Source organism: Citrobacter sp. Marseille-Q3906 (assembly GCF_916618775.1).
GTDB classification, from domain to species: domain Bacteria; phylum Pseudomonadota; class Gammaproteobacteria; order Enterobacterales; family Enterobacteriaceae; genus Citrobacter; species Citrobacter murliniae.
Genome location: NZ_CAKAKA010000002.1, coordinates 1,015,162 through 1,030,179, shown reverse-complemented (window position 1 = coordinate 1,030,179; position 15,018 = coordinate 1,015,162). Strand labels below are relative to the sequence as shown.

Below are 15,018 nucleotides of genomic sequence, written 5' to 3'. Positions count from 1 at the left end.
CAGGGAAGAAACAACATCATGGATAAACGGATCATTGCAACGTTGATGCTGTGCGGCATATCACCATTTTGCTATGCAAAGCAGGATTGTGAAGGAATAGCCGGAATCGCGGCAGGAGAGGCAAATTATCTTTACGCCTCTGCTAAAGTGGACACTGGGTCCAGGCTGCATTTCTACTCCGCTCCAGCCAGCAAATGCCAGCTTCCCGCTTTTTTGGTCAATAGCGACACAGTAGAGGTGCTGAGAAGTTCACAGCGTTATGAAAGCACAGGCATGCTTTCCAAAGACGAACCCTTTCGTTATGTCCGTTATCGGGACACAAACGGCACCTTCTCTACCGGTTGGGTCACAGTAGATGGGCTCGCACCGTTAACTAATCCGCTACCTGTGAGCCCAGCATGTGAGGCGTGGGCAAATAAAGCGATGTCACAGCGCGAAAAGATGCCCCCAGCCCCAAGTAACCTTTATCAGATAAACGGCAGCACGCGCGCAGGATTCTATTCGATGCCGGATGAGCAGTGTCGGAGCCGCTCCACCTTCCTGATTCCCGGCGACATCGTTTCTGCTCAGGAAGAGTCAAAAGATGATTTTATTGAAGTAGTCTACTACACCGCCGATCGCCATATCGTACGCGGCTGGTTAAAAAAATCACAGCTGCAACCTTTAAACAAGGGTGACCGCTATCGCGACGACATTAATCCATTATCTACGGATAAAGCGACACGAGTCGCTACCCTCGATTTGCGCCATGACTATCAATGTGTTTTTTATGAGAGCTGGAATGCTAAGAACGCAATTGAGATTATCGTTCGCGAAGACCATCAAACGGAGTTATGCCGAGGTGCAGCCGATCCACAAACATCCCCTCCGATGGCCTATATCAGTATCGATAAAGCCACTGGCGAAATTAGCTGGCCAGATGTAGCTGAAGGCTTTAAAGAAGAATGAGAGGTGAACCATGTTTAAACCGCACGTCACCGTAGCCTGTATTGTGCATGCAGAAGATAAGTTTTTAGTCGTTGAGGAGACCATCAACGGTAAAGCGTTGTGGAACCAACCAGCCGGACATCTGGAAGCGGATGAAACCCTGGTACAAGCTGCCGCGCGCGAGCTGTGGGAGGAAACCGGCATTCAGGCACAGCCGCAACACTTCATTCGTATGCATCAGTGGATCGCGCCTGACAAAACACCCTTTTTGCGTTTTCTGTTCGCTATTGAGCTTGCCAATATGTGCGCTACTGAACCTCATGACAGCGATATAGACTGCTGTCGCTGGGTGAGCGCGGAAGAGATCATCACTGCGCCAAACCTGCGGTCTCCGTTGGTTGCTGAGAGTATCCGCTGTTATCAGAGCGGACAACGGTACCCACTAACAATGATCGGTGAATTTAACTGGCCGTTTACAGAGGGTGTCAAGTAAAGGGCTGCGTGCTAGAATATGCCGCCTTGAAGTTCAATGTCGTGAGTATTCCTATGTCTGAAAGCCCAAAAAAAGTGATCGTCGGCATGTCCGGCGGTGTCGACTCCTCCGTTTCTGCCTGGCTGTTGCAACAACAGGGTTATCAGGTAGAAGGCCTGTTCATGAAGAACTGGGAAGAGGACGATGGTGAGGAATACTGTACAGCGGCCGCCGATCTTGCGGATGCACAGGCTGTCTGTGACAAACTCGGCATTGAGCTGCATACCGTAAACTTTGCTGCAGAATACTGGGACAACGTCTTTGAGTTGTTTCTTGAGGAGTACAAAGCGGGTCGTACACCGAATCCGGATATTCTGTGCAACAAAGAAATTAAGTTTAAAGCCTTCCTGGAATTTGCCGCTGAAGATTTAGGTGCTGACTACATCGCCACCGGTCACTACGTTCGCCGCGCGGATGTGGACGGCAAAAGCCGCCTGCTGCGTGGCCTCGACGGTAATAAAGACCAGAGCTATTTTCTCTACACTCTCGGTTATGAGCAAATTGCACAAAGCCTGTTCCCGGTTGGCGAACTGTCCAAGCCGCAGGTGCGTAAAATTGCCGAAGATCTCGGTTTGATTACCGCGAAGAAAAAAGACTCTACTGGTATCTGTTTTATTGGCGAACGTAAATTCCGCGAATTTCTCGGTCGTTACCTTCCTGCTCAGCCAGGAAAAATCATCACCGTTGATGGCGAAGAAATTGGCCAGCACCAGGGGCTGATGTACCACACCCTGGGTCAGCGTAAAGGTCTCGGCATCGGCGGTACGAAAGAAGGTACAGAAGATCCATGGTATGTGGTCGACAAAGACGTTGAGAACAATATCCTCATTGTCGCGCAGGGCCATGAACACCCACGTCTGATGTCCGTTGGCCTTATCGCACAGCAATTACACTGGGTCGACCGCGAACCGTTTACCGGCACAATGCGCTGTACGGTGAAAACCCGCTATCGCCAGACAGACATTCCGTGCACCGTTAAAGCACTGGATGACGAACGTATTGAAGTTATTTTTGATGAGCCGGTAGCAGCGGTAACCCCGGGTCAGTCAGCCGTCTTTTACAACGGTGAAGTGTGCCTCGGCGGCGGTATTATCGAGCAGCGCTTGCCTCTGCCGGTATAATTATTTTATTGGTTTAATACAAGGAAGCAGTGAACGTGGCAAAGAATTATTATGACATCACCCTCGCCCTGGCAGGCATTTGCCAGTCAGCACGCCTGGTGCAACAACTGGCACACCAGGGGCACTGTGATGCCGATGCCCTACACGTTTCACTGAACAGTGTTATCGATATGAACCCCAGCTCTACGCTGGGCGTATTTGGTGGTAGCGAAGCCAATTTACGTCTCGGACTGGAAACACTGCTTGGCGTACTTAATGCCAGCAGCCGTCAGGGGCTGAATGCGGAACTCACTCGCTACACACTAAGCCTGATGGTGCTGGAGCGTAAGCTGTCAGCAGCCAAAGGCGCAATGGACACGCTGGGAGACCGTATCAACGGCTTGCAACGCCAGTTAGACCATTTTGATTTGCAGTCAGAAACGTTAATGAGTGCAATGGCGGGTATCTACGTTGACGTCATCAGCCCACTCGGTCCGCGTATTCAGGTAACAGGTTCGCCAGCCATCCTCCAGAGCCCGCAGGTACAGGCAAAAGTACGCGCTTCGCTTCTGGCTGGCATTCGTGCCGCTGTGCTCTGGCATCAGGTTGGTGGAGGCCGTCTGCAACTCATGTTTTCTCGTAATCGCCTGACCACTCAGGCAAAACAAATTCTTGCTCATTTAACCCCGGAGTTGTGATCTATGGAATTATCCTCACTGACCGCCGTTTCCCCTGTCGATGGACGCTACGGCGATAAAGTCAGCGCGCTGCGCGGGATTTTCAGCGAATACGGTTTGCTGAAATTCCGTGTACAAGTTGAAGTACGCTGGCTGCAAAAACTGGCCGCGCACGCAGCGATCAAGGAAGTTCCTGCTTTTGCTGCCGACGCAATCGGTTTCCTTGATACGATCGTCGCTAACTTCAATGAAGAAGATGCCGCGCGTATCAAAACCATTGAGCGTACGACCAACCACGATGTGAAGGCAGTTGAGTATTTCCTGAAAGAAAAAGTGGCTGATATCCCGGAACTGCACGCAGTTGCCGAATTTATCCACTTCGCCTGTACTTCTGAAGACATCAATAACCTGTCTCATGCGCTGATGCTAAAAACCGCTCGCGACGAAGTGATCCTGCCTTACTGGCGCAAACTTATCGACGCAGTGAAAGATCTCGCAGTGCAGTATCGCGACATTCCCCTGCTCTCCCGTACCCACGGTCAGCCCGCCACACCATCTACGCTGGGCAAAGAAATGGCTAACGTGGCCTACCGTATGGAACGCCAGTATCGCCAGTTAAATCAGGTGGAAATTCTCGGTAAAATCAACGGTGCAGTCGGCAACTATAACGCCCACATCGCCGCCTACCCGGAAGTTGACTGGCATCAGTTCAGTGAAGAATTTGTCACCTCTCTGGGCATTCAGTGGAACCCGTATACCACACAGATTGAACCGCACGACTACATTGCCGAACTGTTCGATTGCGTGGCGCGTTTTAACACCATCCTGATCGATTTTGATCGTGACGTCTGGGGCTATGTCGCGCTGAACCACTTCAAACAGAAAACCATCGCTGGCGAAATTGGTTCATCCACCATGCCACACAAGGTTAACCCAATCGACTTCGAAAACTCCGAAGGAAATCTGGGCCTGTCTAATGCGGTGCTACAGCATCTGGCCAGCAAACTGCCGGTTTCCCGCTGGCAGCGTGACCTGACGGACTCAACCGTCCTGCGTAATCTGGGTGTGGGTATTGGCTATGCGCTCATCGCTTATCAGTCCACGCTGAAGGGTGTGAGTAAACTCGAAGTGAACCGTGACCATCTGCTGGACGAACTGGATCATAACTGGGAAGTACTGGCAGAGCCAATTCAGACCGTAATGCGCCGCTACGGTATTGAAAAACCATACGAAAAACTGAAAGAATTGACCCGAGGCAAGCGTGTTGACGCCGAAGGCATGAAACAGTTTATTGATGGTCTGGCACTGCCAGAAGAAGAGAAAACTCGTCTGAAAGCGATGACGCCTGCCAACTATATTGGTCGCGCTATCACCATGGTTGATGAGCTGAAATAATCTCTCCTGCGCCGGATGACGCTTATGTTTATCCGGCCTGTCTGCCTCCCCCGGATGCCGGATAAGCTTTCCCTGCCGCCATCCGGCGCTTCACATCCCTTCTGGTTTATTAAATGTTTATCCCCACAGCACCATAATCAGCGTTAAACTATTCATACCGTTAATTAATGGAGCAGCGATGATGCGCGTACTGGTTGTTGAGGATAATGCATTATTACGTCACCACCTGAAAGTTCAGTTACAGGATTTAGGCCACCAGGTTGATGACGCAGAGGATGCAAAGGAAGCAGACTATTATCTTAACGAACACCTGCCAGATATTGCGATCGTCGATTTAGGACTTCCTGATGAAGATGGCTTGTCGCTGATCCGCCGCTGGCGCAGCAGTGAAGTCTCCCTTCCCATTCTTGTATTAACCGCCCGGGAAGGCTGGCAGGACAAAGTGGAAGTGCTCAGCGCAGGCGCTGACGACTATGTGACCAAGCCATTTCACATTGAAGAGGTAATGGCGCGAATGCAGGCGTTGATGCGCCGCAACAGCGGTCTGGCGTCACAAATTATCTCCCTTCCGCCTTTTCAGGTTGATCTCTCACGTCGTGAATTGTCTGTCAATGACGAAGTCATTAAGCTCACGGCTTTCGAATACACCATTATGGAAACGCTGATCCGTAATAACGGCAAAGTGGTCAGTAAAGATTCGCTGATGTTGCAGCTTTATCCGGATGCCGAGCTGCGCGAGAGCCACACCATCGATGTTTTGATGGGACGTCTGCGCAAAAAAATTCAGGCTCAATATCCGAATGAAGTGATCACCACCGTACGTGGTCAGGGATACCTTTTCGAACTGCGCTAATGAATAAATTCTTGCGACATTTTTTCCCGCTATCGCTGCGTGTACGCTTTTTGCTGGCTACTGCAGGCGTGGTACTGGTGCTCTCTCTGGCCTATGGCATGGTCGCTTTAGTTGGTTACAGCCTGAGCTTTGATAAGACAACCTTCCGCCTGTTGCGCGGTGAAAGTAATCTGTTCTACACCCTTGCGAAATGGGAAAACGGTAAGATAAACGTCGAACTGCCTGAAAATCTCGATATGCAAAGCCCAACAATGTCGCTGATTTATAATGAAAATGGCAAGTTGCTATGGGCGCAACGCGATGTCCCCTGGCTGATACAAAGCATTCGTCCTGACTGGTTAAAAACCAATGGCTTCCATGAGATTGAAGCCAACGTCAATGCGACCAGCACGTTACTCAGCGAGGATCATTCAGCACAGCAGCAGCTTAAAGAAGTCCGGGAAGATGACGACGACGCCGAAATGACCCACTCCGTCGCAGTAAACGTTTATCCTGCCACGGCCAGAATGCCCCAGCTTACTATTGTCGTTGTCGATACCATCCCTATTGAGCTGAAGCGCTCGTATATGGTCTGGAGTTGGTTTATCTACGTACTGGTAGCCAACCTGTTATTAGTCATACCGCTATTATGGGTCGCCGCCTGGTGGAGCTTACGTCCCATTGAATCACTGGCGCGCGAGGTCCGTGAACTCGAAGAGCACCATCGTGAGATGCTTAACCCCGCAACCACGCGCGAGCTTACCAGTCTGGTACGCAACCTCAATCGGTTGCTGAAAAGCGAACGTGAACGTTACGATAAGTACCGCACTACCTTAACCGACCTCACGCATAGTCTGAAAACACCGCTGGCCGTATTGCAAAGTACATTGCGCTCTATGCGTAGTGAAAAGATGAGCATGAGTGATGCGGAACCCCTTATGCTGGAACAGATCAGCCGTATTTCTCAGCAAATTGGCTATTACCTGCATCGCGCCAGTATGCGAGGCAGTAGCGCTCTCCTCAGCCGCGAACTGCACCCTGTTGCCCCTTTACTGGATAAACTGACATCCGCCCTCAATAAGGTGTATCAGCGCAAAGGCGTCAATATCAGTCTCGATATCTCACCCGAAATCAGCTTTGTTGGCGAGCAGAATGATTTTGTCGAAGTGATGGGTAACGTCCTGGATAACGCCTGTAAATACTGCCTGGAGTTCGTCGAAATTTCAGCGCAACTGTCGGAAGACCGCCTGCATATTCTGGTTGAAGACGACGGTCCAGGAATACCACAAAGCAAGCGTGAAATCGTATTTGATCGTGGTCAGCGTGTTGATACGTTACGACCAGGTCAGGGCGTGGGGCTGGCGGTAGCCCGTGAAATTACCGAACAATATGACGGACAAATTATCGCCGGTGACAGCCTGTTAGGCGGTGCACGAATGGAAGTTATTTTTGGCCGTCAGCATCCGGGGCAAAACGACGAGTAAGCTGTTTGTAATATTTATGTGCAGACATCACTTATCTGGTTAAGCATCCGTTATAATCGGAGCAACTAACAGCCTGCGGATGCTCATTATGGAATACCAATTAAACCTCAACTGGCCCGATTTTCTTGAACGCCACTGGCAAAAGCGCCCTGTGGTCTTAAAGCGTGGTTTTAACAATTTTATTGATCCGCTCTCCCCTGACGAACTGGCTGGCCTGGCAATGGAAAGCGAAGTAGACAGTCGACTTGTCAGCCATCAGGACGGTAAATGGCAGGTTAGCCACGGTCCTTTTGAGAGCTATGACCACCTTGGCGAAAACAACTGGTCGCTACTGGTGCAGGCTGTCAATCACTGGCACGAACCCACCGCTGCGCTAATGCGCCCTTTCCGGGAGTTACCGGACTGGCGTATCGACGATCTGATGATCTCCTTTTCGGTACCTGGTGGCGGCGTGGGCCCGCACCTGGATCAGTATGATGTATTTATTATTCAGGGTACCGGTCGCCGTCGCTGGCGTGTGGGTGAAAAACTCCAGCTCAAGCAACATTGTCCGCACCCGGACCTGCTACAGGTCGACCCGTTTGAAGCCATTATTGATGAAGAGCTGGAGCCTGGCGATATTCTGTATATTCCACCAGGATTCCCGCACGAAGGTTATGCGCTGGAAAACGCGATGAATTATTCGGTAGGTTTTCGCGCGCCCAATACCCGGGAGCTTATCAGCGGATTTGCTGATTACGTTCTGCAACGCGAGCTGGGTAGCTCTTACTACAGCGACCCGGATCTGCCAGCCCGTGATCATCCGGCGGATGTTCTGCCGCAGGAAATGGACAAACTGCGCGAAATGATGCTTGGGCTGATTAACCAGCCTGAACATTTTAAACAGTGGTTTGGCGAGTTTATTTCCCAGTCTCGTCACGAGCTGGATATCGCCCCACCAGAGCCGCCTTATCAGCCAGACGAAATCTATGATGCCCTGAAACAGGGTGATGTGCTGGTGCGTCTCGGTGGATTGCGCGTATTACGTGTAGGTGATGATGTCTACGCTAACGGTGAAAAAATTGACTCTCCGCATCGACCTGCCCTTGAGGCGCTGGCCAACCATATTGTGCTGACAGCCGAAAACTTCGATGATGCGCTGGAAGATCCCTCTTTCCTTGCAATGCTTGCCGCACTGGTAAACAGCGGGTACTGGTTCTTCGAAGGATAATTGTTGTCGTTATGCCGGATGAGGCGTCAGCCGTCATCCGGCATCTACAGATAAACTTACTTCTGTTTTGCGGTCAATTCCGCAATACGCACGATCACCTGCACTGCTTTTTCCATTCCCTCCAGCGTCACAAACTCATGTTTACCATGATAGTTGTAGCCGCCAGTAAACAGATTCGGACATGGTAATCCCATAAACGACAGCTGCGCGCCGTCGGTGCCGCCACGAATGGGTTTCAACACCGGCTGAATATCACAATCACGCATCGCCTGCTGTGCAATATCCAGAACATGTGGATGTTCAACGACTTTTTCGCGCATATTGTAGTAACTGTCTTCTATCACCAGTTCAATATAGCAATCCGGGTGTAACCCCTTGCCGACTTTTTTGGCGATATCCATAATTTTACGTTTACGTGCTTCAAACTGTTTGCGGTCGAAATCACGGATGATGTAGTGCATATCCGCCCGATCAACCGTACCTTTCATGCTTGCCAGGTGATAAAAACCTTCATAACCCTCAGTGGTTTCCGGGCTTTCATCGGCTGGAACTTCAGCATGAATGCGGGCTGCCAGCGACAGCGCATTCACCATTACCCCTTTTGCCGTGCCAGGATGCACATTATTGCCGACGATCTTGATATTGACCGATGCCGCATTGAAGTTTTCAAACTCCAGCTCACCCACGCCACCACCGTCAACGGTATAAGCCCATTTCGCATCAAAGGCTGCAACATCAAAATGCTTTGCCCCTTTGCCAACCTCTTCGTCAGGCGTAAAGGCCACGCGAATATCACCATGCGGAATGTTTTTCTGTATCAGTACGGCCAGCGCGGTCATGATTTCTGCCACGCCCGCTTTGTCATCAGCTCCCAGTAACGTTTTGCCGTCTGTGGTAATCAACGTCTGCCCCAGAAGTTGATGCAGCACCGGGAACATCACCGGCGACAGAACCTCATCACCAATACCTAGCGCAATATCGCCGCCACGGTAGTTTTCAACGATTTGCGGATTGACGTTTTTGCCACTGAAATCCGGTGAGGTATCCACATGGGAAATGAAACCGATAGCGGGAATATTACCTGCCACGTTAGCGGGCAACGTTGCCATCAACGTTCCCTTGTCGCTCAATGCAACGTCAATCAGCCCCATCTCTTCAAGTTGCTGCTTAAGCAACTGCAATAACTTCCACTGTCCTTCGGTGCTGGGAACCTGCCGCACGCCCGATTTTGATTGGGTGTCCAGCGACACGTAGTGTAAAAAACGCTCAAGTAGTTTATCCATGCAGTCACCCTCACTTTTTGTGACAACATTATCAATAAGCAACAAAAGACAAATATTGCGTCAGGTCACTTTTATCCCCGCAAATGAGAATATTTCGCCATGACATCCTTCTGAATATAAAGCTAAGTCAGTAATTCGCAACAAGGATTGGCGATTACAATGGTTTGCCGTAGAATAACGGCCCTCATTAAGAGACATCAAGGTGGTCAACCACAAACCCCGCAATGGTCAGAAATCCGTTGCGTTTACATGGGACAGAGTAAAAAATTGAATAAACAACCGCGTTCGCTTTCTCCACTGGTGCAATTAGCGGGAATTCGCAAAAGTTTCGATGGTAAAGAGGTGATTTCTAACCTGGATTTGACCATCAACAATGGCGAATTCCTCACGCTGCTTGGCCCCTCTGGCTGCGGTAAAACGACCGTTCTTCGCCTGATTGCGGGTCTGGAAACGGTTGATTCCGGTCATATCATGCTAGACAACCAGGACATCACTCACGTTCCTGCGGAAAACCGCTACGTGAACACCGTATTCCAAAGCTATGCGTTATTCCCCCACATGACCGTTTTCGAAAATGTGGCTTTCGGTTTACGTATGCAGAAGACCCCCGCAGCTGACATTCCTCCTCGCGTCACCGAAGCCTTACGTATGGTGCAACTGGAAGAGTTTGCCCAGCGCAAACCACATCAACTCTCCGGTGGGCAGCAACAGCGTGTGGCGATTGCCCGTGCGGTAGTCAACAAACCTCGTTTGCTGTTGTTGGATGAATCACTCTCTGCGCTGGACTACAAACTGCGCAAGCAGATGCAGAACGAACTGAAAGCACTGCAACGTAAGCTCGGCATTACTTTTGTTTTTGTCACTCACGATCAGGAAGAGGCTCTGACGATGTCAGACCGCATCGTAGTGATGCGTGATGGCCGTATAGAACAGGACGGTACGCCGCGTGAAATCTACGAAGAGCCAAAAAATCTGTTCGTTGCCGGATTCATCGGTGAGATCAATATGTTTAATGCGACCGTTATTGAACGTCTGGACGAACAGCGCGTTCGCGCTAACGTTGAGGGTCGCGAGTGCAACATTTATGTGAATTTCGCGGTTGTTCCAGGACAGAAATTAAACGTCCTGCTGCGCCCGGAAGATTTGCGCGTTGATGAGATCAATGATGATAATCATATTGAAGGACTTATCGGCTACGTGCGCGAGCGCAACTACAAAGGCATGACGCTGGAGTCAGTTGTCGAACTGGAAAATGGCAAGATGGTGATGGTCAGTGAATTCTTCAACGAAGACGACCCTGACTTCGATCACTCTCTCGACCAGAAAATGGCCATTAACTGGGTAGAAAGCTGGGAGGTCGTACTGGCTGATGAAGAACACAAGTAAATTCCAGAGTGTGGTGATCGTCACCATTGTCGGTTGGCTTGTGTTATTTGTCTTTCTGCCCAACCTGATGATCATTGGCACCAGCTTTTTGACCCGCGACGATGCAAATTTCGTCAAAATGGTCTTTACGCTGGAAAACTACGCTCGTCTACTCGATCCGCTCTATTTTGAGGTACTGGTTCACTCCCTCAATATGGCGCTAATTGCCACACTTGCTTGTCTTGTGCTCGGCTATCCTTTCGCCTGGTTTTTAGTAAAGCTGCCAGAAAAAGTTCGGCCACTGCTACTGTTCCTGCTGATTGTTCCATTCTGGACCAACTCGTTAATTCGCATCTATGGACTCAAAATTTTTCTCAGCACCAAAGGCTATCTCAACGAGTTTCTTCTATGGCTCGGTGTGATTGACACGCCAATTCGCATCATGTTTACCCCCAGTGCAGTAATTATCGGTCTGGTTTACATCCTGCTGCCGTTTATGGTGATGCCGCTCTACTCCAGCATTGAGAAGCTGGACAAGCCACTACTGGAAGCGGCACGCGATCTGGGAGCAAGCAAATTTCAGACCTTTACCCGCATCATTATTCCGCTGACCATGCCGGGGATTATCGCTGGTTGTCTGCTGGTTATGCTGCCCGCGATGGGACTGTTTTACGTTTCCGATCTGATGGGCGGTGCGAAAAACCTGTTAATTGGTAACGTGATTAAAGTTCAGTTCCTGAATATCCGCGACTGGCCATTTGGTGCAGCTACCAGCATTACTCTGACCATCGTGATGGGGCTGATGCTATTGATATACTGGCGTGCTTCCCGCCTACTGAACAAGAAGGTGGAACTCGAATGATCGGTCGACTGCTTCGCGGCGGTTTTATGACCGCAATCTACGCGTATCTGTACATTCCAATCATTATTTTGATTGTGAACTCTTTCAACAGCTCGCGCTTTGGCATCAACTGGCAAGGTTTTACCACCAAATGGTATGGCCTGTTGATGAATAATGACAGCCTGTTGCAGGCAGCGCAGCATTCACTGACCATGGCCGTGTTATCTGCAACATTTGCGACCCTGATTGGTTCACTGACGGCAGTTGCACTTTATCGCTATCGTTTTCGCGGCAAACCGTTTGTCAGCGGCATGCTGTTTGTGGTGATGATGTCACCAGATATCGTAATGGCGATTTCGCTGCTGGTGCTGTTTATGCTGATCGGGATCCAACTCGGCTTCTGGTCACTGCTGTTCTCGCATATCACCTTCTGCCTGCCTTTTGTGGTAGTGACAGTTTACTCGCGCCTGAAAGGATTTGACGTGCGTATGCTTGAGGCAGCGAAGGATCTGGGGGCCAGTGAAGTGACTATTTTGCGCAAAATTATTCTACCACTGGCCATGCCTGCGGTAGCTGCAGGCTGGTTACTGAGCTTTACCCTGTCGATGGATGATGTCGTTGTCTCATCATTCGTTACCGGACCTGGCTATGAAATTCTGCCACTAAAAATCTACTCAATGGTTAAAGTAGGCGTTTCACCGGAAGTTAACGCGCTGGCTACCATTTTGTTGGTTCTGTCGCTGGTTATGGTTATCGCCAGCCAGCTTATTGCACGTGATAAAACCAAGGGCCGCTAAGGCCGATACTCAGGGGACGTTAAATGAAAAAATGGTCACGCCACCTGCTCGCGGCGGGTGCTCTGGCACTGGGCATGAACACTGCCACAGCTTCCGATAGCAATACACTCTATTTCTATAACTGGACCGAGTACGTTCCACCAGGACTGCTGGAACAGTTTACAAAAGAGACTGGTATTAAGGTTATTTATTCAACCTACGAGTCGAATGAAACCATGTATGCCAAGCTCAAAACCTATAAAGAAGGCGCCTACGACCTGGTGGTACCTTCCACCTATTACGTGGATAAGATGCGCAAAGAGGGCATGATCCAGAAAATTGACAAGTCGAAGTTAACCAACTTCAACAACCTCGATCCGGAAATGCTCAACAAGCCGTTTGACCCGAACAATGACTTCTCAATTCCGTACATCTGGGGGGCAACGGCGATTGGCGTCAATAGTGATGCCATTGATCCGAAAACCGTAACCAGCTGGGCAGACCTGTGGAAACCTGAATACAAAGGCAGTCTGCTGTTAACTGATGATGCCCGTGAAGTATTCCAGATGGCACTGCGTAAACTGGGCTATTCCGGCAATACCACCGATCCGAAAGAGATTGAAGCCGCCTATAACGAGTTGAAAAAGCTAATGCCCAACGTAGCCGCATTTAACTCCGATAACCCGGCGAACCCCTATATGGAAGGTGAAGTGAACCTGGGCATGGTGTGGAACGGATCCGCATTTGTCGCGCGTCAGGCTGGCACACCACTGGAAGTCGTGTGGCCGAAAGAAGGAGGTATTTTCTGGATGGACAGCTTGTCTATTCCGGCGAACGCCAAAAATAAAGAAGGTGCGCTGAAACTGATTAATTTCCTGCTTCGCCCGGACGTGGCGAAAGAAGTAGCAGAAACCATTGGTTATCCGACACCTAACCTGGCGGCGCGTAAGCTGCTAAGCCCGGCCGTGGCGAATGATAAAACGCTCTACCCTGACGCGGAAACTATCAGCAAAGGCGAATGGCAAAACGATGTCGGTTCAGCCAGCGCTATTTATGAAGAGTATTATCAGAAGCTGAAAGCAGGACGCTAATACTCTTGCAACCCGGCGAAACATGGCAACGCCGGGTTGCTAGCTGCAATCCCCGAAGTTGATTACGTCTTTCGACTGATTTATTTACCCCCGCCACCAGCTACGCTTACTCTATTCCGACTCTGCTGTGAGGCTCCCAATGGCAACGCTATGGATGCTACTTGAGCTGGTTAACCTCATTGTTTTCACTCTTTTTATTCTCCCTCGCCCTCAACCGGTAGGCGCTCGTCCTTTGCTGCCGATAGCAGCAACCCGACTATTGCGCCTGACCTTCTTACTGCCGATTCTGGCTTTTGGCTACAGTCTGTTTTTTGATCATCAGATTAATCCAGCGGACTGGGGGTACCTGGCGATAGCGATCATCGGTAACGCGCTGGTTATCAAGGGGAAATGGGATCTTGGCGGCAGCCACACCTGGACAGGATATTATTTACCCAACGCTAAACGAGTTACTCGCGGCATTTTTGCCTGGATTGCGCACCCTATGTACACCGGGATTATTTTAGTGATTATCTCGTGCAGCCTGGTTTATATTACCCGGCTGCCCATATGGCTGAGCGTGTTGGCACTGATCTGTTGTTTTTACATTACAGGATTTTTGATTCTGGCGGCCCTGCGCGAGAGTCGCCAGCTTGTACAGGCTTAAAGAACGTTGCCGGTAAGGGCTTTGGCACAAAAGACGCTTACAGTCCTTTCAGTAACTTCTCAACAAACTCAGGTACTACCTGACTTGCCGGACCGTAATACTTCTCTTCAAACTCGCTTCCCACCTGGCTCGGTTCAAGATTTAACTCCACCGTATGAGCCCCATGCAGTCGGGCTTCGTGCACAAAACCCGCAGCCGGATAGACATGGCCCGATGTGCCAATGGCAATGAAAACATCCGCCATTGCCAGCGCCATATAGATTTCATCCATACCCAGAGGCATTTCACCAAACCACACGACATGCGGGCGAAGCTGTGCCGGAAACTGGCAGCAATGACATTTATCTTCCGGAGTGACATCCTCCGTCCAGTCTAAAATCTGCCCGCTTTGCGAACAGCGTACCTTGAGCAGCTCGCCATGCATATGGATAACATTCCGGCTACCCGCACGTTCATGCAGATTATCGATGTTCTGCGTCACCAGCAAAAAACGGTCGCCAAGCTCTTCTTCGAGTTTCGCCAGCGCGATATGCGCAGCGTTTGGTTGGATCTCGGGCTGCTGAAGTTGTTGGCGGCGAGCGTTATAAAACGACTGAACAAGCCCTGGATTACGACTAAATCCTTCCGGGGTCGCAACATCCTCAACCCGATGTTCTTCCCAAAGGCCATCCGCAGCGCGGAAGGTACGAATACCTGACTCGGCAGAAATCCCCGCTCCCGTCAGGACTAATACTCTTGGTTTTTCCATCAATTCAGGCACCACTCCGTCTCTGAAAAAGATCCGTTGACGCAGGCGATCGCGCATATGGCGTTTATTTTTACGAAAACGGCTTAACCGATGACCCCGACGCGACAGCAT

General features: G+C 50.3%; 15 protein-coding genes. 13 read left to right on the top strand and 2 right to left on the bottom strand.

Features of this window, described 5'->3' with window-relative positions; all coding sequences use genetic code 11:
- Positions 1-18: 18 nt before the first annotated feature.
- The 8 genes from LG384_RS09080 (at position 19) to roxA (ending at position 8,157) form a co-directional block, all read left to right on the top strand.
- Positions 19-948 (top strand): hypothetical protein, encoded by a 930-nt coding sequence (locus LG384_RS09080; RefSeq protein ID WP_225760775.1) that lies wholly within the window; start codon positions 19-21, stop codon positions 946-948.
- A gap of 10 nt (positions 949-958) precedes the next feature.
- The gene (locus LG384_RS09075; RefSeq protein ID WP_225760774.1) at positions 959-1,420 is read left to right on the top strand and encodes an NUDIX hydrolase; all 462 of its coding nucleotides are present in this window, start codon (positions 959-961) and stop codon (positions 1,418-1,420) included.
- Positions 1,421-1,473: 53 nt separating this feature from the next.
- A complete protein-coding gene (mnmA, locus tag LG384_RS09070; protein ID WP_045441850.1) occupies positions 1,474-2,580 on the top strand; it encodes a tRNA 2-thiouridine(34) synthase MnmA in 1,107 nt (368 codons plus the stop codon).
- Between the two features lie 35 nt (positions 2,581-2,615).
- Positions 2,616-3,257: a high frequency lysogenization protein HflD gene (gene hflD / locus LG384_RS09065; protein WP_045449571.1), complete on the top strand. Its 642-nt coding sequence runs from the start codon at positions 2,616-2,618 to the stop codon at positions 3,255-3,257.
- A 3-nt stretch (positions 3,258-3,260) separates the two neighbouring features.
- On the top strand, positions 3,261-4,631 hold the full coding sequence (gene purB, locus LG384_RS09060) for an adenylosuccinate lyase (RefSeq protein WP_045441847.1): 1,371 nt from the start codon (positions 3,261-3,263) through the stop codon (positions 4,629-4,631).
- 181 nt (positions 4,632-4,812) lie between these two features.
- Positions 4,813-5,484 carry a two-component system response regulator PhoP gene (phoP, locus tag LG384_RS09055; RefSeq protein WP_045449570.1) on the top strand — a complete coding sequence of 224 codons (672 nt, stop codon included), beginning with the start codon at positions 4,813-4,815 and terminating at the stop codon, positions 5,482-5,484.
- Complete coding sequence (gene phoQ / locus LG384_RS09050) at positions 5,484-6,947, top strand: two-component system sensor histidine kinase PhoQ (protein WP_045441845.1); 1,464 nt, start codon at positions 5,484-5,486, stop codon at positions 6,945-6,947. The genes phoP and phoQ overlap by 1 nt, the downstream gene beginning before the upstream one ends.
- Before the next feature lie 88 nt (positions 6,948-7,035).
- Positions 7,036-8,157 (top strand): cupin domain-containing protein, encoded by a 1,122-nt coding sequence (roxA, locus tag LG384_RS09045; RefSeq protein WP_225760773.1) that lies wholly within the window; start codon positions 7,036-7,038, stop codon positions 8,155-8,157.
- A gap of 56 nt (positions 8,158-8,213) precedes the next feature.
- Here roxA and pepT read toward each other — a convergent pair whose 3' ends face one another.
- Positions 8,214-9,440: a peptidase T gene (pepT, locus tag LG384_RS09040; protein WP_225760772.1), complete on the bottom strand. Its 1,227-nt coding sequence runs from the start codon at positions 9,438-9,440 to the stop codon at positions 8,214-8,216.
- A 249-nt stretch (positions 9,441-9,689) separates the two neighbouring features.
- Here pepT and potA point away from each other — a divergent pair, with 249 nt between their 5' ends.
- From potA to LG384_RS09015, 5 genes are all read left to right on the top strand, one after another.
- The gene (gene potA, locus LG384_RS09035) at positions 9,690-10,826 is read left to right on the top strand and encodes a spermidine/putrescine ABC transporter ATP-binding protein PotA (protein WP_045441837.1); all 1,137 of its coding nucleotides are present in this window, start codon (positions 9,690-9,692) and stop codon (positions 10,824-10,826) included.
- Positions 10,810-11,667: a spermidine/putrescine ABC transporter permease PotB gene (gene potB, locus LG384_RS09030; RefSeq protein ID WP_045441829.1), complete on the top strand. Its 858-nt coding sequence runs from the start codon at positions 10,810-10,812 to the stop codon at positions 11,665-11,667. The genes potA and potB overlap by 17 nt, the downstream gene beginning before the upstream one ends.
- Positions 11,664-12,443 carry a spermidine/putrescine ABC transporter permease PotC gene (potC, locus tag LG384_RS09025; protein WP_003030794.1) on the top strand — a complete coding sequence of 260 codons (780 nt, stop codon included), beginning with the start codon at positions 11,664-11,666 and terminating at the stop codon, positions 12,441-12,443. The genes potB and potC overlap by 4 nt, the downstream gene beginning before the upstream one ends.
- Positions 12,444-12,466: 23 nt before the next feature.
- On the top strand, positions 12,467-13,513 hold the full coding sequence (gene potD, locus LG384_RS09020; RefSeq protein ID WP_045441827.1) for a spermidine/putrescine ABC transporter substrate-binding protein PotD: 1,047 nt from the start codon (positions 12,467-12,469) through the stop codon (positions 13,511-13,513).
- Between the two features lie 139 nt (positions 13,514-13,652).
- Positions 13,653-14,159 (top strand): methyltransferase, encoded by a 507-nt coding sequence (locus LG384_RS09015; RefSeq protein WP_045441825.1) that lies wholly within the window; start codon positions 13,653-13,655, stop codon positions 14,157-14,159.
- Positions 14,160-14,196: 37 nt separating this feature from the next.
- Here the strand turns inward: LG384_RS09015 and cobB are convergent, their stop codons facing one another.
- Positions 14,197-15,018 carry a Sir2 family NAD+-dependent deacetylase gene (gene cobB / locus LG384_RS09010; RefSeq protein WP_045441822.1) on the bottom strand — a complete coding sequence of 274 codons (822 nt, stop codon included), beginning with the start codon at positions 15,016-15,018 and terminating at the stop codon, positions 14,197-14,199.